Origin of the sequence: Verrucomicrobium spinosum DSM 4136 = JCM 18804, assembly GCF_000172155.1 — a bacterium.
Classification (GTDB): domain Bacteria; phylum Verrucomicrobiota; class Verrucomicrobiia; order Verrucomicrobiales; family Verrucomicrobiaceae; genus Verrucomicrobium; species Verrucomicrobium spinosum.
Genome location: NZ_ABIZ01000001.1, coordinates 425,848 through 446,311, shown reverse-complemented (window position 1 = coordinate 446,311; position 20,464 = coordinate 425,848). Strand labels below are relative to the sequence as shown.

At 61.6% G+C, this 20,464-nt stretch carries 16 protein-coding genes and 2 tRNA genes; 8 read left to right on the top strand and 10 right to left on the bottom strand.

Annotated elements, in window-relative coordinates:
- Positions 1-55: 55 nt before the first annotated feature.
- Genes VSP_RS01680 through VSP_RS01670 form a run of 3 tightly spaced genes read left to right on the top strand, consistent with a single transcriptional unit; the run spans position 56 to position 4,806 of the window.
- Positions 56-1,132 carry an ATP-binding protein gene (locus VSP_RS01680; protein WP_009958294.1) on the top strand — a complete coding sequence of 359 codons (1,077 nt, stop codon included), beginning with the start codon at positions 56-58 and terminating at the stop codon, positions 1,130-1,132.
- A 38-nt stretch (positions 1,133-1,170) separates the two neighbouring features.
- Positions 1,171-3,549, top strand: coding sequence for a DUF5682 family protein (locus VSP_RS01675; protein ID WP_009958293.1), 2,379 nt, complete (start codon positions 1,171-1,173; stop codon positions 3,547-3,549).
- 36 nt (positions 3,550-3,585) lie between these two features.
- The gene (locus VSP_RS01670; protein WP_009958291.1) at positions 3,586-4,806 is read left to right on the top strand and encodes a VWA domain-containing protein; all 1,221 of its coding nucleotides are present in this window, start codon (positions 3,586-3,588) and stop codon (positions 4,804-4,806) included.
- Between the two features lie 776 nt (positions 4,807-5,582).
- Here VSP_RS01670 and VSP_RS01665 read toward each other — a convergent pair.
- On the bottom strand, positions 5,583-6,203 hold the full coding sequence (locus VSP_RS01665) for a class I SAM-dependent methyltransferase (RefSeq protein WP_009958290.1): 621 nt from the start codon (positions 6,201-6,203) through the stop codon (positions 5,583-5,585).
- Between the two features lie 257 nt (positions 6,204-6,460).
- Between VSP_RS01665 and VSP_RS01660 the strand changes: the two genes are divergently transcribed.
- Together VSP_RS01660 and VSP_RS01655 are read left to right on the top strand one after the other, a co-directional pair.
- Positions 6,461-6,706: a hypothetical protein gene (locus tag VSP_RS01660; RefSeq protein WP_009958288.1), complete on the top strand. Its 246-nt coding sequence runs from the start codon at positions 6,461-6,463 to the stop codon at positions 6,704-6,706.
- Between the two features lie 48 nt (positions 6,707-6,754).
- Complete coding sequence (locus VSP_RS01655; RefSeq protein ID WP_009958287.1) at positions 6,755-6,952, top strand: hypothetical protein; 198 nt, start codon at positions 6,755-6,757, stop codon at positions 6,950-6,952.
- Between the two features lie 52 nt (positions 6,953-7,004).
- On the opposite strand, the gene VSP_RS01650 is transcribed toward VSP_RS01655, so the two are convergent.
- The 5 genes from VSP_RS01650 to VSP_RS38765 form a co-directional block, all read right to left on the bottom strand.
- Positions 7,005-7,078 (bottom strand) — tRNA-Gln (locus VSP_RS01650).
- Positions 7,079-7,127: 49 nt separating this feature from the next.
- A tRNA-Gln gene (locus tag VSP_RS01645) sits at positions 7,128-7,201 on the bottom strand.
- Between the two features lie 133 nt (positions 7,202-7,334).
- The gene (locus VSP_RS01640) at positions 7,335-8,624 is read right to left on the bottom strand and encodes a S41 family peptidase (RefSeq protein WP_009958286.1); all 1,290 of its coding nucleotides are present in this window, start codon (positions 8,622-8,624) and stop codon (positions 7,335-7,337) included.
- Positions 8,625-8,907: 283 nt separating this feature from the next.
- A complete protein-coding gene (locus VSP_RS01635) occupies positions 8,908-9,144 on the bottom strand; it encodes a hypothetical protein (protein WP_009958285.1) in 237 nt (78 codons plus the stop codon).
- Between the two features lie 181 nt (positions 9,145-9,325).
- Positions 9,326-9,949: a YMGG-like glycine zipper-containing protein gene (locus VSP_RS38765; protein WP_009958284.1), complete on the bottom strand. Its 624-nt coding sequence runs from the start codon at positions 9,947-9,949 to the stop codon at positions 9,326-9,328.
- A 150-nt stretch (positions 9,950-10,099) separates the two neighbouring features.
- Here VSP_RS38765 and VSP_RS01625 point away from each other — a divergent pair, with 150 nt between their 5' ends.
- Both VSP_RS01625 and VSP_RS01620 read left to right on the top strand, forming a co-directional pair.
- On the top strand, positions 10,100-12,943 hold the full coding sequence (locus VSP_RS01625; RefSeq protein WP_009958283.1) for an ATP-binding cassette domain-containing protein: 2,844 nt from the start codon (positions 10,100-10,102) through the stop codon (positions 12,941-12,943).
- Between the two features lie 179 nt (positions 12,944-13,122).
- Positions 13,123-13,587, top strand: a complete 465-nt coding sequence (locus tag VSP_RS01620; protein ID WP_009958282.1) for a methylglyoxal synthase — start codon at positions 13,123-13,125, stop codon at positions 13,585-13,587.
- On the opposite strand, the gene VSP_RS01615 is transcribed toward VSP_RS01620, so the two are convergent.
- Positions 13,573-14,940, bottom strand: a complete 1,368-nt coding sequence (locus tag VSP_RS01615; protein ID WP_009958281.1) for a sulfatase family protein — start codon at positions 14,938-14,940, stop codon at positions 13,573-13,575. The genes VSP_RS01620 and VSP_RS01615 overlap by 15 nt on opposite strands.
- A gap of 75 nt (positions 14,941-15,015) precedes the next feature.
- Positions 15,016-16,440, bottom strand: a complete 1,425-nt coding sequence (locus VSP_RS01610; RefSeq protein ID WP_157210682.1) for an arylsulfatase — start codon at positions 16,438-16,440, stop codon at positions 15,016-15,018.
- Positions 16,441-16,783: 343 nt separating this feature from the next.
- Between VSP_RS01610 and VSP_RS41835 the strand changes: the two genes are divergently transcribed.
- Positions 16,784-17,275 carry a hypothetical protein gene (locus tag VSP_RS41835; protein ID WP_156345935.1) on the top strand — a complete coding sequence of 164 codons (492 nt, stop codon included), beginning with the start codon at positions 16,784-16,786 and terminating at the stop codon, positions 17,273-17,275.
- A 455-nt stretch (positions 17,276-17,730) separates the two neighbouring features.
- On the opposite strand, the gene VSP_RS33355 is transcribed toward VSP_RS41835, so the two are convergent.
- Positions 17,731-18,663 carry a DMT family transporter gene (locus VSP_RS33355; RefSeq protein WP_009958276.1) on the bottom strand — a complete coding sequence of 311 codons (933 nt, stop codon included), beginning with the start codon at positions 18,661-18,663 and terminating at the stop codon, positions 17,731-17,733.
- A gap of 51 nt (positions 18,664-18,714) precedes the next feature.
- Positions 18,715-19,950 (bottom strand): MFS transporter, encoded by a 1,236-nt coding sequence (locus tag VSP_RS01590; protein ID WP_009958274.1) that lies wholly within the window; start codon positions 19,948-19,950, stop codon positions 18,715-18,717.
- Positions 19,951-20,464 lie beyond the last annotated feature (514 nt).

Below are 20,464 nucleotides of genomic sequence, written 5' to 3'. Positions count from 1 at the left end.
ACTCACTCCCCATCATTCACAATTTATCATTCCTAATTTATAATTTATAATTGTTATGTCCGTTCTTCGTCAGCACGCCGAAATCCAGTTCGCCCAGGAGCTTGATGAGCTCCGCAAGTCCGACACCCGGCAGCGCCCGGCCAACTGGGCCCTCTCGCCCTGGGCCGTGGCGACCTACCTCATGGGTGGGAAGCTGGACAATGGGTTCGAGGTAACCCCAAAGTACATCGGCAGCCGCCGGCTCATCGAGATCGCCGTCGCCACCCTGGCCACCGACCGGGCCCTCCTGCTCTACGGGGTGCCGGGCACGGCCAAGTCCTGGGTGTCTGAGCATCTGGCCGCCGCGGTGGCAGGCGATTCCACCCGCCTCCTTCAGGGCACTGCGGGCACCAGCGAGGACCAGATCCGCTACTCGTGGAACTACGCCCTGCTCCTTTCAAAAGGCCCCTCCCGTGAGGCACTTGTCGCCAGTCCCATGATGCGCGCCATGGAGGAGGGCCGCATCGCCCGGATCGAGGAACTCACCCGCATCCCCAGTGACGTGCAGGACACCCTCATCACCGTGCTCTCCGAGAAGATGCTGCCCATCCCGGAGCTCAACAGCGAAGTGCAGGCCGCCCGCGGTTTCAACGTCATCGCCACCGCCAACAACCGGGACAAAGGGGTGAACGAACTCTCCAGCGCCCTCAAGCGCCGCTTCAATACCGTGATTCTCCCCCTGCCGGACAGCGAGGAGGAGGAGGTCCAGATCGTCCAGAAAAGAGTGGCGGAACTGGGCCGGGCTCTCGAACTGCCTGCGGAGCCGCCCGCGCTGAAGGAAGTGCGCCGGGTGGTGCAGATTTTCCGCGAACTCCGCAGCGGCCTCACCGCCGACGGCAAGACCAAGGTCAAGTCCCCCACCGGCACGCTCAGCACCGCGGAAGCCATCTCCGTGATCAACAACGGCATGTCCCTGGCGGGCCACTTCGGCGACGGCCAGCTCAGCGCCACAGACATGGCCAGCGGCCTGCTCGGGGCCGTGGTAAAGGACCCTGTGCAGGACGGCGTGGTCTGGCGCGAATATCTGGAGACGGTGGTGAAGGAGCGTGACGAGTGGAAGGACCTGTACCGCGCCTGCCGCGACCTTGCCTGACCCCACCTCTCCGCCCCGTCACTGTTGTTTCCTCATCCATGGCTTCCCCTGCCAGCTACGTCCATCTCTTCGGCATCCGTCACCACGGCCCCGGCTGCGCCCGCAGCCTGGCGGCAGCGCTCGTGGACCTTTCGCCTGATTGTGTGCTCATTGAAGGCCCGCCGGAGGCGGATGCCCTGCTGCCCCTGGTGATGGAGGAGGGCATGACTCCCCCGGTGGCCCTGCTGATCTATGTCGCAGACAACGCCCGCCGCAGCGCCTTCTACCCGTTTGCCGCGTTCTCACCGGAGTGGCAGGCCATCCGGCATGCCCTGCAGCATCAGGTGCCAGTGCGGTTCATGGACCTGCCGGTGGCCCACTCCCTGGCCCTGGAGCGCCAGGAGGAGCCGGAGAACCCATCTTCTGAAGCGGCAGCACCGGCGGCAGAGGAGTCAACGAATCCATCTCTGGATCAGGCGGCCGATGCAACGCCCGAATCCGAAGCGCTGGAAGTTGATGCCTCAACTCTCGTGGAGGATGGAGCAGATGACACCGTCCGCGGTGACCCTCTTGGCTGGCTGGGCCGGGCGGCCGGATTCGGTGATGGTGAAGAATGGTGGGAGCACCTCGTGGAGCAACGTCACGACGGCCAGGATCTCTTTGCCGCCATCGAGGAAGCGATGACCGCCGTGCGCGCAGAGGCCCCGGCAACCAAGGACGACACCGAACTGCGCCGCGAGGCCCTGCGCGAGGCGCATATGCGGAAGACCATCCGCGCCGCCCAGAAGGAAGGCTTCCAGCGCATCGCGGTGGTGTGCGGGGCCTGGCATGTCCCCGCCCTGGCAAAGATGCCCTCCGCCGCGTTCGACAACGATCTTCTCAAAGGCCTGCCCAAGACCAAGGTAGAGGCCACCTGGGTGCCGTGGACCTATGGCCGGCTCGCAGCCGAGAGCGGCTACGGCGCAGGCGTGGATTCTCCTGCCTGGTACGAGCATCTCTGGTTGCGTCAGGATGCCAGCCTGCCTCGCTGGTTCGCCCGGGTGGGAGCCGTGCTGCGGGAGGCGGATCTCGATTGCTCCAGCGCCCACCTCATCGAGTGCGTCCGCCTTTCCGAGGCCCTCGCGGCCATGCGCCAGAAACCGGCGCCGGGCCTGGCCGAGCTCATGGAAGCGGCGCGCGCCATCGTTGGCATGGGTGACGACACCGCCCTGCGGCTGGTGCGGCAAAAGCTGATCATCGGTGAGCGTCTCGGCAGCGTGCCAGAGTCCGCCCCCACCGTGCCCCTGCAACGGGACCTGCTCAAGTTGCAGAAGAGCCTGCGCCTGAAAGTGAGCCCCACGCAGGAAGCCCTGGATCTGGACCTGCGGAAGGAGAACGACCTGCTTCGCAGCCATCTGCTCCACCGCCTGCGCCTTCTCCGCGTGCCCTGGGGCGAGGTGACTGACGCCCGCAGCGGCAAGGGTACTTTCCATGAACTCTGGCGCATCCAGTGGAAGCCTGAGTTTGCCGTGGCCTTGATCGAGGCCTCACCGTGGGGCGGCACCGTGGAAGATGCCGCCGCTGGCTTTGCGAGGGATCAAGCTGCCCGGGCGACGGATCTGCCCACCCTGACCACGCTGGTCAAAGAGGCGCTCCTGGCCAACCTCTCTGCGGCGTTGACTGCAATCGTCCACGAGCTGGAAAATCGTGCGGCGGTGACGGGCGACATCAGCCAGCTCATGGGGGCAGTGCCGCCGCTGGCCCAAGTCTCCCGCTACGGGGATGTGCGCAAGACGGACGGCGCCCAGGTGTTGCACGTGCTGGACGGCATGCTCACCCGCATCTGCATTGGCGCGCCCAATGCGTGCGCCTCCCTCGATGACGAAGCCGCCAGCGTCATGAGCAGGCAGATCACGGCGGTGCATCAGGCCGTGAAGCTGCTGGAGGGAGGCTCCCACCTGCCTTCCTGGTTGCGCGCTCTCACCTTGGTGGCGGACGGACACGGCATCCACGGGCAGGTGGCCGGCCTGTGTGCCCGGCTTCTTCTGGATGAAAAGTCGGAGGACGACGCCGTGACGGCCGTTTCAGCCCGCATGAGCCGCGCCCTCTCCCGGGGCACGCCACCAGAGTCCGGCGCCGCCTGGCTGGAAGGTTTCCTGAACCAGAGCGGCATGGTGCTGTTGCATGACGATGTGCTCTTCCGCCTGCTGGATGACTGGGTGCGATCCCTCACCGCGGACCACTTCACAGCCATCCTTCCCCTGGTGCGACGCGCCTTTGCCCTTCTCGCCAGCGCAGAACGCCGGCAACTGGGCGAACGCGCCCGCCAACATGGTGGAGCAGCGGCAGGTACATCTGGCAGTGCAGATGCCGGGGACGGCACTGACCTCGCCTGGGATCCTGAGAGGGCTCGCCTGATGATTCCCGTGCTGCGCCAGATCTTTGGCCTCCCTTCCTGATCCACCTTTTTCATCTCCTTTCCCACTGTGCTTTCCATGAACTCCACTGCCCCCTCCTCACCCAGCATCGATCCCCAGGAGCAGCTTCGCCGATGGCGGCTGATTCTGGGTGGAGAAGGCGCCGATGGCACCGGTCTGGCCCTTGCCGGGGCGGATCTTGAGATGGATCGCGCCCTGGGTGATCTCTATGATGCCGAGGAAGGCAAGGGGCTCCAGTCCCGGAACCGGCCCGCCAAGGGCGGCACCGAAGGCAGCCGCCCCCGCGTGGCCCGCTGGCTGGGAGACATCCGGAAGTACTTTCCTTCAACCGTGGTGCGGGTCATGCAAAAGGACGCGCTCGACCGGCTGAAGCTCCAGGAGATGCTGACCGAGCCGGAGATGCTGGAGGCCGTGGAACCCGATGTGCATCTGGTGGCCAGCCTCATCGCGCTTAACAGCATCCTGCCCACCAAGACCAAGGAGACCGCCCGCCTCGTGGTGCGCCGTGTCGTGGACGAGTTGACTCGCAAGCTGGAGGAGCCCATCCGCTCCGCCGTGAGTGGTGCCTTGAACCGGGCTGAGCGGAACCTGCGGCCTCGCATCGCCGAGATGGACTGGCCCCGCACCATCCAGGCCAACCTTAAACACTGGCAGCCCGAGCACCAGACGATTGTCCCGGAGAAGCGCATCGGCTTCGGCCGCAAGAAGCAGCGCACCCAGCGCCAGATCATCCTCTGCATTGACCAGAGCGGCAGCATGGCCGCCTCCGTGGTGTACTCCAGCATCTGCGGGGCAGTTCTGGCCAGCCTGCCCGCGGTGAAGACCCATCTCGTGGTCTTTGATACCTCCGTGGTCGATCTCACCGATCAGCTTGACGATCCGGTCGAACTCCTCTTTGGCACCCAGCTCGGCGGCGGCACGGACATCAATCGCGCCGTAGGCTACTGCCAGAGCCTGATCACCGATCCCGCCAACACCATCCTCGTGCTCATCTCCGATCTCATCGAGGGCGGGGTGGAGCAGAACCTCCTGCGACGCACCTCCGACCTCGTCGAGAGCGGTGTGCAGTTCCTCGCCCTCCTGGCCCTCAGCGATGAAGGCTCGCCCTGTTATGACCACGAACTCGCCGCCAGGATGGGCGCCCTTGGCGTCCCCTCCTTCGCCTGCACCCCGGACCTCTTCCCCGACCTCATGGCCGCCGCCATCAAACGCGAGGACATCAACTCCTGGGCCGCCAAGCATGAGGTGGTGACCACCCGGGGAGACACAAGACATTGAGACACAGGACATGACTTGAACTAACGCCAAGCGACAAGGTCAGCATACGGAGCAGGGGACATTCTTGTCCCGGTTCGCCCCAAGCTTCCCATGAGATGGCCCCGCAGCGGCACTTTTCAATGCGCTCTTCCTCGGGAAATAGATTCTGGGGGGTCTGATTCTGCCACGCCACGCGGCCATGCAGTTGCCCTTGGGCTCTTGGCAGCATTCCACGAGGAACCATCGCATACCGGAAATTTAGTGCCTGCCAAGGAACCTTGGACGCAAAAGGCAACTCATACCCAACGTAAGCTCGCTCGAAGCTCGACAACGTTGGACTTGTAGCCCCATCCTCTTCGAGGAAGAGCTTCGACACCGTGCAGGTTCCTTGGCGGCCACCTGGAAGCGCCCGTCTCAGTTCGAAGTTGATCCCAGCGGGGATCTCTAGCACAGCCCAACGTTGGACGAGCCCTAAGCGAGTCAACGTTGGGTAACTCCGCAAAGGAAGATCAGGTGGGAAAGCCGACAGCATCGGCTTTTTCCCCACCGCGATCAACACCCCCAAATCAGTCCCCCCAGGTTCCTCGGCAGGCACTAGCTGAAGCGTCTGCAAGCTTCGCATTCTGCCGATGCCACCGAGTTTCGACAGACCCTGGTCCTCCACGCGCAGCAGGCTTGGAGCACGCCATTCCCCAAGCACACTGCCCAGATTTCGATCGATTACCGTACAGGCCAGGGACCTCCAACCATGCGCCAGCTCAAGTCTGATATCTGGCGTCTGACAGTCTGGTGTCTTCCTAGATCTTCCTCCCCGCCCACAACGACCCAAACAACCCAACAAACTCATACTGCCCCGAAGGCAGCAGCAGCTTCTCCACCACATGCGTCGGTCCTAGATCCTTGCGAATGGAGGAGTAGTCATGAAAGGCAATATAGCCTCCCGACGGGATCTTGGGAGCGTAGTGCTCAAAATCGAACGTGCACCCCTCCATGGAGTGATCGCCATCGATGAACAGCAGGTCAATCTTCTCGAACGCATCCACAAACTGGTTCGAAAACCCACGGTGCGGCTTGACCTTTCCATTTATCCCCAAGACTTTCATCCGCTGGCAGAACCCCGCATACAGGTCGCCCTCGCCGGCTTCCCGCTCATAGGTCTCCGCGCTGCCTTCCTCGCCCGATCCATCAAACGGGTCGATGGCATGCACCGAGCCGTCCTTCAGGCCTTGTGCGAGGCAATACGTACTGCGCCCCTTCCAGCTCCCAATCTCCACCACCGTGCTGTTGCTCGGCAGCGCCTTCGCCAGTTCATAGAGGCTCAGCGCCTCCTTCCAGGTGAACCATCCCTCAATGCCGCGGTAGCGGCGAATCACAAACGCCTCAAGGGCTAGCTTCGGAAGTTGTCGAATGCCAAGCATGATGAGTCCATTCCGGGTGAATTGATAATTGGGAAGCGCCACCCAAAATGACTTGTTGCATCACTCCAAGCAATTCAAAACTAATAGCTGTGGATCATGCATTATTTATTTAAATATAATATTCAAAGGAGTGCCTCATGTCAGCCCGCGCTCAGGGAGCGTGCTGTGATGGCTGCAGTGTCCCGTGGTTCTTATGGATTTTCGCAATCCTGCCCCTCTTACGAAAGTGGAGCAGAGCTTCCCCGTTTATCTATCTGATGCAGATGCAGCAAGGAGACCCTCCGAAATCTCATGCGGGGCTGTGGCTGTTGGCGACCGTCATCCTCCCCATGGGCTACCTGCTATCCGCGCCAGTCGTCTATGTAGCCGGTGACAAGCTCGGCGTGCATGAGCAACCCCTGGCTGTCTATTGCGCACCCTATGACTGGCTGGAGCAAAACTCACCCCTTTGGAAACCGCTTACTGAGTACTGGATGTTGTGGATGCGTGTCGGATATGGGTAACGCATTTCCCCCCTTGAATTCCCATTCCGGCCCAGCGAGACTGGAGGCATGCGGGAAAGCTGTTACCTTCTGAGGATTGGCGGTGGCTCGTTGGGCGCGTTCTTCCTGGTCATCGGAATCCTCGCCATCATCCGCGGACAGCCATCTTGGGTGGCCGGTGCAGTGTGTGCCTTTGGCCTCATGCTTCTCCTGATGGCCGTGTTCGCGCCCTGCAAAAAGCTGGAGAAGTGGTTTGGCGGCATTTAGCGGACGGCCGCCGCTCCCAATCTTGACAGGAAATGCCCCCTCTGTGAGGGAGTGGCTACCGCGCCAGGACTCGAACCTGAAATAAGAGAGTCAGAATCTCTCGTGTTACCATTACACTACGCGGCAGTTGTCTGGCAAAGGCTTGCACCTTCACCGTATATGAAACCCGTCAGTATGGCTACCGCGTAAGGATTCGAACCTTAACAAAGAGAACCAAAATCTCTTGTGCTACCGTTACACCACGCGGCAGTTGGGATACTGCGGGCCGATAAAGTACGCAGGAAGGCGGTGTCCGCAAGAAAAAATGGCGCAGGAGGCGGCAAACCTGCGAACGAGTCCCCCTTGACCCTCCAGCGAAGCGTCTCAACTTCCTCTCCCGCCCCTACTCCTTCGGGAAAATGCGGCCACGATTTTCCAGCGAGGGCAGCAGGCCGGTCAGATCCCAAGTCTGGCCCTGGGGAGCGATCAGCTCGCCCGTGGTGACCATGAGGACGCCGCCGCCGCGCAACTCAATGCGGGTCTGTAGCACTCCCTTGCCATAGGTTTTCACCCCCTGGCTGGCAGCTCGGGCGGTTTTGCTGTTCACCAGGGCGGCAATAACCAGTTCTGCCGCAGAGGCGGTCCCTTCGTCCTGAAGGAGGACAATTGCGGCCGGCTTGAACTCGCGAGGCTTGGTGGCGGTGCTCACTTCATCCGGTCTGCCCCGCGTACGCACGGTCACCACTGGCTCGCCAGCCTCCAGAAACAAGCTGGTGAAAGCGATGGCCACGTCCAGATCACCTCCCGGGCAGCCGCGCAGATCCAGAGTGAGGGTGCTGCCTGCCGTGAGCTGCCCCAAGGCGGCGCGGGCCTCATCCAGCAGTTCCTTGCTGAACTTGCGCACTCGCAGGACCACGCCAGTCACCTTCTTTTCCACAAACACGGTGGGAGTTGTGAGCGCCTCCCGGGTGACCCGCACGGTCTGGGCGCGCCCGAAGCCATGCTCGACCCGGAGGTTCACCTCCGTCCCCGGAGCGCCCCGGATCAGGCCTGCCAGGTACTCGAGGGGCTTTTCGTTCACCGACTTGCCATCGACCGTCAGCAGCTTGTCCCCGGCCTTGACTCCAGCGGCTTCCGCAGGCGAGCCTGGCAAGGGGTAGCAGAGAAAGATGCCGTTTTTCTCATTGATGGACATCCCCACGCCGCTGCCGGACGCCTTACCCATCAGTTGGGAGATACGCACGTCATCCGCCTCAATATAGCGGGTGTAGGGATCATGCTGCTTGCAGTAGGTCTTGATGGCGGTCTCCGCCAGATCCCGCAAAGACTGTCGCTGGCCGGGAGCGGTGGCGATCGCTTGGAGAGCACTGATGAATTCAGCTTCTGCAGCGCCATCGATCATGCCTGAAAGGTCCTTGGCCTGCGCCTGGGCTCCCTCGCCCAGAGAGGTCAGTAGTCCGCGCAATGCCTTGGTATAGATGACGGGAATCGGTTCCGTCCGGTAGGCCGACTTGTAGATCTGACCCACCGCCTCATTCACCAGCGCAGTGACGGTGGCCACATCCGCTTCCTGGTCGGCGGCGGGAACCCCGACCGGAGCCTGTGCCCCCAGTGGCGGAGAGACCAGCGTTGCCAGCCCCAGCCCGAGTCCGAGCAGGAGTGAGCGGGTGGCGGAGGTGGACAAATTTTTCATGGATCAGACAAGGCTGGCGGGACGGATGAACGATGCCTGCTAAGGAGACGGCTATGGCAAAAAATACCCTGCCAGACTGGAGCCAGCACAAGATGGGCGAAGACTGCGCCCGCTGCAACGTCTCAAAAAAAAGCTGCCCGGGCAGAGTCTCGCCTCAAGCGAAGACAGAAACCGGGCAGCAAGGGTCATGCCGAGACCACCGATAGAGGGTCAGCAGCAGGGAATGCTCCCCGCCATACTGCCGTAAAGTCCGGTGCACGGGCGAACAGACCAACGGGAAGGATCAATAGCCGTTCTCACGGCGATTGACCTCACGGCGCAGTCGCTCGCTGCGGCCTTGCTGGTACTCAGTGTCGCTCTGCAGATCACTCAGGTGCTGCTGGCGGACGGCGATACGGTCGTCGGCCTGGCTCTGGGACCAGCCAAACAGACCCCCTTGATTCGGGTCGCCCGTGGTGGCGCAGGAGCTTAGCAGCATGCTGGAAGCTGCGAGGGAAAGAAGCAGGGTGGTGCGGATCATGGCGGTCAATCAACTAAGTGGTTCAAGGATTGCTTGTGCCCGCCGCCGAAGTTGTGACACCACGAACTGCGGAATCTCAAAGAAAAGCCGTGCTGAAAACAATCGAAACCGGGCCTGCCTTAAAAAACACCGCCCCCGGCAATGAGCCGAAGGCGGTGAAACAAGGTGCCCCGGCGCCGGACTAGACGTCGATCTGGTTGCCGAGATCAGCCAGGCGTTCCTGGTTGGAGCTGATCGAAGAGCGGGTGCTGCGGAGTTCGCTCACGCGGCTGCGGAGGGAGGAGCTGCCGGTTTCAGAGACGACGGTGGTCTGATCTTTGATTTCTACATCCACACGCTGCACTTCCTTGCGGGACTCGGTCTGCATGACCACCACGGCCTGCTTGATCTTGCGCATTTCACCCGTGTCGCCACTGGCCTTGGCACGGCTGTAGCGACCTTCCAGCTCGCGGATGCGCTGGCTGAGGGAACGGTTGTAGGCCACGGCCTTGGAATTCACACGCTCTGCCTGGGAGATGCAGGCGTCCAGCCAGGCTTCTTGGGAGGCATAGCGGGCCTTCTTGCGGGCGACGCTGTCACCCACGGCAAGGCCGGCAAGACCGCCTGCGGCGGCACCGATCAGGGCACCTTCCCAGGCGCGTCCGCTCTGGTTGCCAATGATCCCGCCTGCCAGAGCTCCCAGCGCACCGCCGGCAAGTGCACCTTCCGTACGGGTGCGGGTCTGGTCGTTCTGAATGTTTGCGCAGCTGGCGAGCATGGCAAGCGCAGTGCAGGCGGCAGTGGACTGGATGAACTTCATTTTCATAGCGGGGGAGCAAAGGTGATGAAAAGTCAGGGCCTAAATGGGGCTGCAGGACTCTCTCAAAAACTAACGCATAAGGCAAATAAATTCCTTTTTCTTCACACAGACGCGAGGCAAGAGTCACGACAACTCCCGTCCCCACAATCATCCTGCATGACCGGCAACATCACCCTCTGCTACAAGGACGAACTGCGCGCCTTCTCCCTGGATAAAAAGGCGACCGTCATCGGCTCGTCGCCCTCGGCAGATTTGCAAATCCCTGCGCCAGGCCTGGAACCCGCGCATGCGACCCTTTCCTGGGAGGCCCGCGCCTCCACCTGGGTCTTGAGCGCCGGTACACCCAATGCCCAGCGCACCCTGCGTCTAAACGGCCAGTCCCTCTCGACGGTGGCCCCTCTGGAAGATGGCGACATCATTGAGATGCCGGACGTTTTGATCCGCTTTGGCCTGACCTCAGCACAGCCCGTTTTCCGTGGCGTGACGACGGCTGAAATCCCTCTCAAAGGGCTGCGCAAGCTGGTGATGGGCCGCGCCAGTGGGGATGCTCCCGGTGACCCTAAAGTGGACCTCGATGCCGAAGATTCACGCGTTTCCCGCGTCCACCTGGAGATCGAACAACCCGAGTCTGGCGTAGCTTTCGCATCTGACAAAAGTCAGACCGGCACCCTCCTCAACGGACAGCGCTTTGACCGCCGCCAGCTCATCGTGGGGGATCGCCTGAAGCTCGGCAGCTACACCTTTGAGTTCACCGGCACCTCCCTCCGCCAGGTTTCCGCCTTCGGCGGTGCCAAGGTCGAATCCCGGCATCTCACCTTCACACTGCCGAACGGACGCAACATCCTCAATGACGTCTCACTCGACGTCACCCCCTGCTCCTTTGTGGGCATCCTGGGTGGGTCGGGACAGGGCAAGAGCACCCTGATGAACGCCCTCTGCGGGGTGAACCCCGCCAGCGCAGGCGAGGTGTACATCAACGGGGCCCGGCTGGGCGATCCGCGCCAGATGGCGGCCTCAGGCATTGGCTATGTGCCGCAGGATGACATCGTGCACCAGGAGCTCACCGTTACCGAGGCCATCACCTACAGCGCCCAGTTGAAGCTCCCCTCCGGCACCCCACGCAAAGCGGTGCGTGATCTTGTGGAGGAGACCATCGACCGCCTGGGCCTGGCCGAGCACAAGGAAAAGCGCATCTCCATGCTCTCGGGGGGACAGCGCAAGCGCGTCAGCATCGCCACCGAGCTGCTGGCCAAGCCCAGCGTGCTTTTCCTGGATGAACCTTCCAGCGGCCTCGATCCGAAGACGGAGTTTGACCTCATGTCCCTCCTTCGCCGGCTGGCGGGCACGGACTGCACCGTCATCTGCACCACCCATGTGCTGGGTCGTGCCTACCTCTTTGACCAGTTGCTCTTCGTCCACGGCGGACACGTCATTTTCAACGGTACGCCGGACGAGGCAGAGCGCTACTTCAAAGTCGAGCGCGGGCTGGATGAAATCTACCTGAAGGTGGGCGGTGATGAGACCCGCACCGCCGCCCAGTGGCGTCAGGAGTTCGAGGGCTCACGTCCCGAGGCCAAGCCCCTGGCCTATCTGCCCCCGGCCCAGGATGATCCCCTCCAGCAGAGCCGGCCCAAACTGGGCCCAGGCTGGCTGCCCACCCTTTTCATCCAGTTGCGCCGCCAGTGGAGCATCCTCAAGGCGGACCTGCTCAACCTGCTCTTCCTCCTCGCCCAGCCGGTCATCATCGCCGTGCTGGTTGGCTGGGTGGCAGATGACGCCGTGCTGCGGATGTTCCTGTGCATCGTGGCCACGCTCTGGTTCGGCTGCAGCAACGGTGCCCAGCAAATCGTGCGGGAGATCTCCATCTTCCGTCGCGAGCGCGTCTGCGGCCTGGGGCTCAATGCCTACCTGCAGAGCAAATACGCCTTCCTCACCTTCGTCACCGTCCTGCAGGCCATTGTGCTCTTCGTCGTCACGCTGGGGGTGGGTCATCTCCTGAACCCGTCTGACCTGAAAGCGGAGGACTTCCTGAAAAAGGCGACCGAACGGGTCACTCCCAAGGTCACGGCCTCCCAGGCACCCGAAGCTGGTGGCGGCCAGGCCCCCGCTGTCTCTCTGGATGAGTTCGAGATCGTCACCGAGGAGACCAAGGACACGGCCAACAGTGCCTCAGCAGCCCCGGCTCCAGCCGTGGCCATCGAGCCACCTGCCGCCCCCCAAGGTCCCGGTTTCATCACCACCACGCTCCTGCGTGCCGCCCACTTCTTCGAGTTCGGCCAGAACCTTCTGGACACCACTGATCCCGGCGAGGGCAAACCTCCAGGGCCAGACACGGGCATCAAGATGCTGGGCATTGGCATCACCGTCATGCTCTTGAAACTGTTTGCACTGTTCGCCGCCGCCTTTGTGGGCGTAGCCATCGGCCTCGCCATCTCTGCGCTCGTGCGGAACAGCACCCAGGCCGTCATGTGGGTGCCCCTGGTGTTGATTCCTCAAATCCTCTTTGGCGGATTCGTCGTCACCCGGCCGGAGATGACCGCCAGCGTGCGGATCGCCAGCACCATCGTCCCCAGCTACTGCGCCCAGCGCATGATGGACGTAGCTGGCATCTACGGCCAGACCACACCGCGCATCAGCAACCGCACGAAGTATCCCGTCTTCCTCACTCCCACCGGCGAGCAGGAGTCCGTCACCTGGACAGAGGCCGGCAAGGAATACACGGAGAAGTATGACAAGGTCTCCGACTGGAACGTGAGCTGGCAGAACCTCGTCGTCTTCCCAAATCGCGTGGGCCAGCACCACCACCTCTTCGCCATGCGCCGTGGGGTGAAGGTGTATGACCAGTCCACCGAGCAACGCAACGATGTTCGCTACGAAATGGGCACCCTCTTCCGCTTCGCCGACCCCGCCATCAGCTCCTTCCTCGTGCTCGGCGGCTGGATTGTCGCCTGCTACAGCATCACCATCTTCGGCCTCATCGGGAAGCAGAAAGGGAAGTAGAACCAGTGGGCAGTAAGCAGTTGGCAGTGGTCAAGGTGTTGGAGCCGCTCCGATTGATTTCCACGTGTTGCCAGCCTTCGAAAACTGCCTTCCCTTCAGCCTGTTGACCCCGTTCTTGCCCTAGATCTCCGCGCCAGATTACTGCCTACTGATAACTGCCCACTGCCCACTTTTCCCCCATGCCAACCATCGGTCTCGTCGCTCATGATCACTGCAAGGACAACCTGCTCGCCTGGGCGCAGAAGCACCGGGAGCAGCTCCAGGGCTGGACCCTCTGCGCCACGGGCACTACGGGAAGTCTTCTGGAAAAGGAACTGGGGCTGCCTGTGCGCCGCTTCCTGAGCGGGCCGCTCGGGGGCGACCTTCAAATTGGCACGGAGATCGCCGAGGGCCGCATGGACCTCCTGATCTTCTTCTGGGATCCCCTCTCCGCCCAGCCGCATGATCCGGATGTGAAAGCCCTGCTGCGCGTGGCCGTCCTGTGGAACGTGCCGGTGGCCATGAATGAGGCTGGTGCCGACCTTCTGTTGATCGGCCTTGCGCAAGGAACCTACCAGCGGTTCATCCCGGACCACACGAACTATCGTGCCGTCCGGGAACTCCAGGCTGAAAGCTTGCGCGCCTCCACCTCAGCGGGCTGCTGATTTCAGTTCCTCGAACCGCTTCCGCAGCTCCACCAGTTGGGCTGCACGGGCTGGGTCCGCGGCGAGGTTGTGCTCCTCTTGGGCATCAGTTTTCAGATCGAAGAGCTCCTCGTGCTTGAAGTCAGGCCAGAAGAGATACTTCACCTCCTTCCGCACGAGCGCCTCGGATGAAGGGATGAAGTCCACACTCTTGATGGTGGCATGTTCGTAGAAGAACTCCTGCCGCCACGCCGGCGGAGCAGCAGCAAGATACAGCGGGGCAAAGTCCTGCCCCTGCATGGTGGCGGGGGCCTTCACTCCGGTGGCCGCCAGGATGGTGGGGGCCAGATCCACATTGAGGACGAACTCGTCATTCGTACCGCCCCGGCGGGCCTCCGGGGTGCGGGGATCCCGTACGATCAACGGCACACGAATGCTCTCCTCATACGGGTACCACTTGTCTGCCAGACCATGCTCCCCATGGAAGTAGCCATTGTCTGTGGTAAAGATCACCAGGGTGCGGTCCAGCACGCCTTGCGACTTGAGCGCCTCCAGCACCCTGCCACAGGCAGTGTCCACCTCCGTGGCCATGCGGTAGTAAGCCTTCATGTACTCCTGGTATTTCTCCGGCGTGTCGAAGCGCCAGTGCCAGCGATTGCGACCTTCGTTCTTCTCGTTGGCGATGAAGGCAGGCAGTTTCTTGAAATGCTCATCCGACCCGGTGGCCGGCACGGTGATCTTCACGTCCTTGTACAAGCTCTCACTCTCCGGCTGGTAGAGATACTGCTTCGGATTCTGGTCCTCTGCATGGGTGGCAAAGAAGGCCAGGGTGAGGCAGAAGGGTTTATCCTTTGGTCGCGTATCGAGGAACTCCAAGGCGTCTTTCTGATTCTTCTGCGTCACGTGCACCATGCTCCCGTCGGGCTCCTTGATGAAATGCCTCCCGCTGTACGAGCGGCCAAAATCGAAGGCCTCTTGAGGAAACTTGCCATTGTGCCACTTGCCCACGTGCCCCACCCAGTAGCCCTGGTCACGCAGCAAGCCCGGATAGGTCTCGCTCAGGGGAGTCTTGAACATTTGGAATGCGGGATTCCCATGCCGCGACATCCACTGACCCGTGAACAGTGTGGCCCGGCTCACACCGCAGATGGAGGTGGTCACGCAGGACCGCGTGAACCGCGTGCCCTCTGCGGCCAGTCGATCCAGATTCGGCGTCTTCACCACTGGATTCCCGGCGCAGGAAAGCGTGTCGAAGCGCCAGTCATCGGCATAGAGCACCACCACATTTAAAGGCCCGGCCTCCGCTGCCCCCAGTCGGGGCAAAGTCCACAAAGCGATCAATGACAGGAGGAGGACGGACAGATGATGACGCATGGCAGGGAGCACGCAGGCAGGCAATGAGGAGTTCGGGCTGTCCTCTCGCTCAGCTTTCCATGCAGAGACGGGCGGTCAGTTCGCATTGGGAACGTCGGCAGCCGGAGCTTTGTTGCCGGTCTTTTTGTTGCCGCCCCCAGCGCGGGCCCCTCTCATGGGGAAGTCCGCAGAGTCCACCCGGGCGCTCTTCATCAACTCCAGTGCCCGGGTCACCCGGTCTGGATGCGCCGCCGCCACGTTGTGCGCCTCGCTCTCATCCGTCGCCAGGTCGTAGAGCTCCACCGGCTGGTTGGGCCCATTGCGCACGGCCTTCCAGTTCTGGTCAAAGCGCAACGCCTGGAGGGACGCATTCTCATGGAGCTCCCAGTAGAAGTACTCCCGCCGCGGGGCAGGGCCCCCTTTGAGGAAGGATACGAGCGACAGACCGTCAGGCTTGTACCCGGATGGCAGCTTGGCCCCCGCCAGATCAGCCGCCGTGGGAAGAAAATCCCAGAATGCCCAGGGCTCATCCGAAACCCGGCCTGCCGGAATCGCGCCGGGCCAGCGGGCGATCGAAGCCTGGCGCAGCCCGCCTTCATACATACCGCGCTTGAACCCGCGCAGCTTGCCGCCCATAGCCTGGTCAAACAGGCGGCCCAGCTCCGAATCCGGCGGGAAGGAAGAGCCGTTGTCTCCAGAGGTCATGACCAGCGTGTTCTCATCAATCTTGAGCTCCTTGAGCAGGTCCAGAAGACGCCCCACATCACTGTCCAACCGCGTCACCATCGCGGCATACGCCTTCTGCGTGGGCGTCCAGTCTTTCTGATCGGCATAGATGCCCAGGTTGTCGGTCTGGTAGTCGCCATGTGGCAATGTGATGGCATAGAACAGGAAGAACGGCTGGTCCGGAGCCTTGCGCTTCTGCTCGCGCACCCATTTCAGACTCTCGTTGGCAAACAGATCCTGCACATACGTTTTGCCATCCAGCGCCACCTGCTGGTCATCGTTCCAGATGTAAGGCGGAAAGTAGTTGTGCGCCTTGCGCTGGCAATTGTGGCCATAGAAATGGTCGAACCCCTTTTTCAACGGACTGCCCGTGGTGTCGAACATGCCCATCCCCCACTTGCCCACACAGGCCGTGGCATAGCCCGCGCCTTTGAGCACCTGCGCCACCGTCAGCGTGTCGGCAGGCAGTGGCATCTGCCCTTCCGGCTTGATCTCACGGTTGGCACGGATGGGGCAGTGCCCCATATGAAGCCCCGTCATCAGCGAAGACCGCGAAGGAGCACACACGCTGGTGCCGCAATAGGCCTGCGTGAACCGCGTTCCCTCCGCCGCCATCCGATCCAAGTTCGGCGTCTTGATCAGCTTCTGGCCGTAACACCCCAAGTCCCCTTGGGCCAGGTCATCGCTGAGGATGTAGATGATATTGGGCGGTGCGGCGTGCGCCGCAGCCTGATTCGCTGAGAGCATGGCAACACCGATGCAGAGAAAGAGGAGGTGGCGCAGAAACATGGACATGGGGAACGAAGGGTTTGCGCGAATCTTGTGACGAAGTCTTTTGTCAGGCCAGGATCCGAGTTTGAACAAACCCCTCACAAAGTGATGCGCTCTGGATCGGAAATGGGACCCGAGTGACGTGGCGATTGCCAAGGAAGCCTGCTGGTGTTTCAATAGCACAAATGATCCATCTTCAAGGGCTTTGCCCAAAACGACACCTTCCTTCAGGGCAGGACGGATGGGGGCCAGCTTCGCAGGGGAGAAATTGCGTTGGGGAAATTCCAACCAAGCACGTGCCTGAGACAATCAAAGGTGGGCTGATCCTCTGGGTGGCGAATCGGATCTCTCGATGACCTCGAGCCACATGAGCACTGCGTCCCCCCTCGATCATCCGACCACCACGAGCACCGGTCGAATGGACTGGTTGTCATCCTTGTTGTTGTTTTTCCCCGCGTCTTTCGCAGCCTCGCATTACGGCGGGCAAGTGCAGACTTTGGGGCTACCCTTCGCGAGCTTTGCCATCACCTCACATGTGTGGATGGTGTTCTGTTTCCTCATCCTTCCCCTGATAGTTTCAGGCTGGCGAGCACGACTGCTGAGATTTCTCCCTCACCTCCTCGGCATCGTCTGCCTGATTTCGCCCGTGATCATCTTGAAATGCAGTGCGGTGGAAATCCCCCTCAAGCCAAAGCTCACCCAGCAGGAGCAAAGAAAAATCGCCTCGCAGTTCAATTTTCCCACAGTGATTTCCAGCAGTTCGAGCAAGGGGCAAAGCCTGTATCTGCGCCGGTCGGACTACACTCCGACGGTAAAGCAGACTTTGGAGGATCTTGGGCTGCTTGCGAATGATGAATGAAACCTTTCTGGCCGGCAGCATGCTCTACCCCTCTTGAACAGGCCCACCCAACCCCAAAGCTGCCGGAACAGGCAGCCTTTTGACGTGACCGAGAACGTATCTTCAGCCTCGAACGAGTGCTGCATTTTCGGACACTGTGGATCTTTGCGTCTTTACCGCATTTATGCCAAGGCCATCAGGCAAAAGATAACCAGGCCGATGATTTCCCTTTTTACGAACGAGCTGAGGGCTGCAGGCCCGGAGTAATCCCAGCCTTGGGTGTTGCCCAACGCTGGATTGAAGCCGCACCTTCGGCCCTTCTGAAGGGGCATTGCGGCCTCCTGCATAGCGAGGATGCAACATCGCGATTCCGGGACTCACCAAGGACAAGCGGCAACACTCTCCGTTTCCCTGATGGCATTTGTACGGTGAATCTCCTCTGCCAAAGAACCCCGGATGCCTCACTCCCCACCCCCTCAGGTCTTGCGTCTTGTGTCTCCCGCGGAGCGGGCCCTGGCCTGCAACCACGGTGTCACCACCACCGCCATGAGAATGATCCCGGTTCCGAGGTAGAACCCTCCGCTCATCCGCTCCTTGTCCCCAAACAACAGGGCCGCGAGCACGATGCCATACACAGGTTCGAGGTTATACACCACGTTGATGGAGAACACAGACAGGTGGCGGAGCACGTTCATGTAGGCGGCATAGGCCCCGACGGTGCAGACCTGGGAGAGCACGAGGAGCCACACCCAGTCCGCCGTTTGGGGTGATTGCGGAGAGGTGCCCAGAAGCCACTGACCCACCAGCACTGCCACCGCCCCAACACACGCCCCGGCCATCTGGTAACAGGAAATCACCGCGAAATGCTCCCGCGCCACCAGGTGCTTGTTGATGACGGCAAACAGTGCCCCCACAAACGCACAGCCCAGCCCGGCGGCAAACCCCTGCCAGTAGGCGAACTCCACCCGGAAGATCAGCCCCACCGCCAGCACCATGAGCACTCCCATGCCCAGCTCCAGCCGGCTGATGCGACGGCCTTTCTCAAACAGGGGTTCGAGGAGGGAACACCAGATCATGGTGGTGGGCAGGGCCGCCATGGCCACAGACACGTTGCCCAGCTTGACCGCCAGGAAGAAGAGCATCCAGTGCCCACCCACGAGAAGCCCGTTGCCCAGCAGCTTCAGCGCGGTGTGGCCACCCACGTTCAACCCCGCCCTCAACATCCGGGCCACCACGGCCAGCCCCAAGGCTGCCATTCCTGTGCGCCAGGCCACGGTCTCCACCGGGGGCAGGGAGATGAGCCGGCCCAAGGGCCCGGTAAAGCCCCATGCCAGCACCACCAGGTGAAGCTGGAGCCAGTTGGCCCAACTGGCGGATGGTGAGGAAGAGTTGGCAGGAAGGGAGGACACAACGACTGGAGGTGAAGGAATACGAGCAGACATCACAGTCCGCCCCGCTGACTACGAAATGCTGACGGCCGGGGTTGCGGTTGGCACCGGGCGGCTGATGCGGCCCGCAATGAGCAAGGCACCCAGCACGCCCAACACCACCGACGACAGCCAGACCAAATTCGGTGAATACTGGTACATTCCCAGGCTGAATGCGGACGCAGAAATGTTCCCCAGACTCCACGCCCAGCTCAAAAAGCCCGAATACCTGCCACGCATGTCATCCGGGGCCAGACTGGCGGCATAGGCCTGCTGACGGGAGAAGGCCATCATCTCACCAAAGGTGAAAACCACCATGGCCAGAAGAAACGCCCCCAACCCTGCCCCAAACGAGAGCACCAGAAAACTCACGCTCATACCGATATAGCCCATGGCAATGCAGTTCCGCACCGGCCAGGCCCGCGTGACTGCCGTCAACGGCATCTCCATAAGGCAGATCATCATCCCATTCACCGCCATGACGAAGCCATAGAGCTCGAGGGGCTTGAATTGGAAACCATGCCAGTCCAGCGCGGGCACACTGTTCTCGAAGTGCAGGGCAAAGGTGGTGGTGAGCTGACGAAAGACGATGGAGATCGTCACGCAAGCCGCCGCCAGCGCCAGAAACGGCCGGTTGCGCCGGATGGAAGCCAGCGCGTGCCCCCATCCACTGGTCTGACGGGTGCCTCGGTTGCCCTTCGGCAACAAAATCAGGGCCACCAGACCAAAGAACACCGCGGTGGCGGCGTCCCCGGCGAAGAGCCAGAAGAAGGAGTGCTCCGCCAGGAAACCCGCAGCCATGGGGCCCACCGCCCAGCCCAGATTGACCGAGAATCTCATCACCGCATACGCGGCCAGCCGGTGTTCCACCGGGATGATGTCCTGCACCAGGGCGCTCGTCGCGGGATTCCCCGCTTCCATGAACAACCCCGTGAGAAAAGCGAGCAAGACCAGCAACGGGAACGTGTGCACCTGGGAAAGCAACATCATCGCCGCCGCTCCGGTGAATGACGCTGTGGCCATGGTGATGTTTCTTCCCACCCGGTCCGCCATCCATCCTCCCAGACCTGCGGCCAGAAAACCTCCCGCAGCATAAGCCGCCACCGTCAATCCCGCCTGCGCCGGCGTGAATCCACTGCGCGTCATGAAGATCGTGAGGAACGGCACCACAAAGACACCGAACTTGTTCACGAACGTAGCCCCGATCAGGGCCCAGAAGGCGGGCGGAAAGGCTCTTAAACTCTCTCTAAAGGTGGGAGGCGAGGACATGACTGGGAGCGGGAAGCGGACGACGAGGGCGATGGAGGAGCGACTGGCATGATGAGCTGAAAACAAAAAACCCGCTCACGAGGTCGTGGGCGGGTGCAAGAGACGGGAGACAGGGATGAAAACGACGTCAACTTGCGCAGCAGGCCCACACGGTACCAATGACGGCACGAGCGAAGTCGTGACGCTTGGAGGTGAGGTGCATTTTGGGCTGCGGGGACATCGAGGTTTAGAGCGTATGGAAAAAAAGCATTTTGTCAAATCGGGAGCATGGCTCACTGGCTTCGCAGCTGGGCCTGCTCATGAAGGGAGCTCGGACGGGAAGATGAAAGGCCTTCACCCCGCCTCCTTTATGAAATGCCCACCTTGTTGGACGTCGGCTTGGGTTTCTGCTAAGAACCTGTTTGGACAAAAACATCTGGGTGTGGCACGGTAAATTAAGGGATTAAGATAAGAGAGGCCTGGCCGAGGCTGAATCTGCCCCTCCGTGTTGGGGCGGCCCTTTTGAGCCTGGACG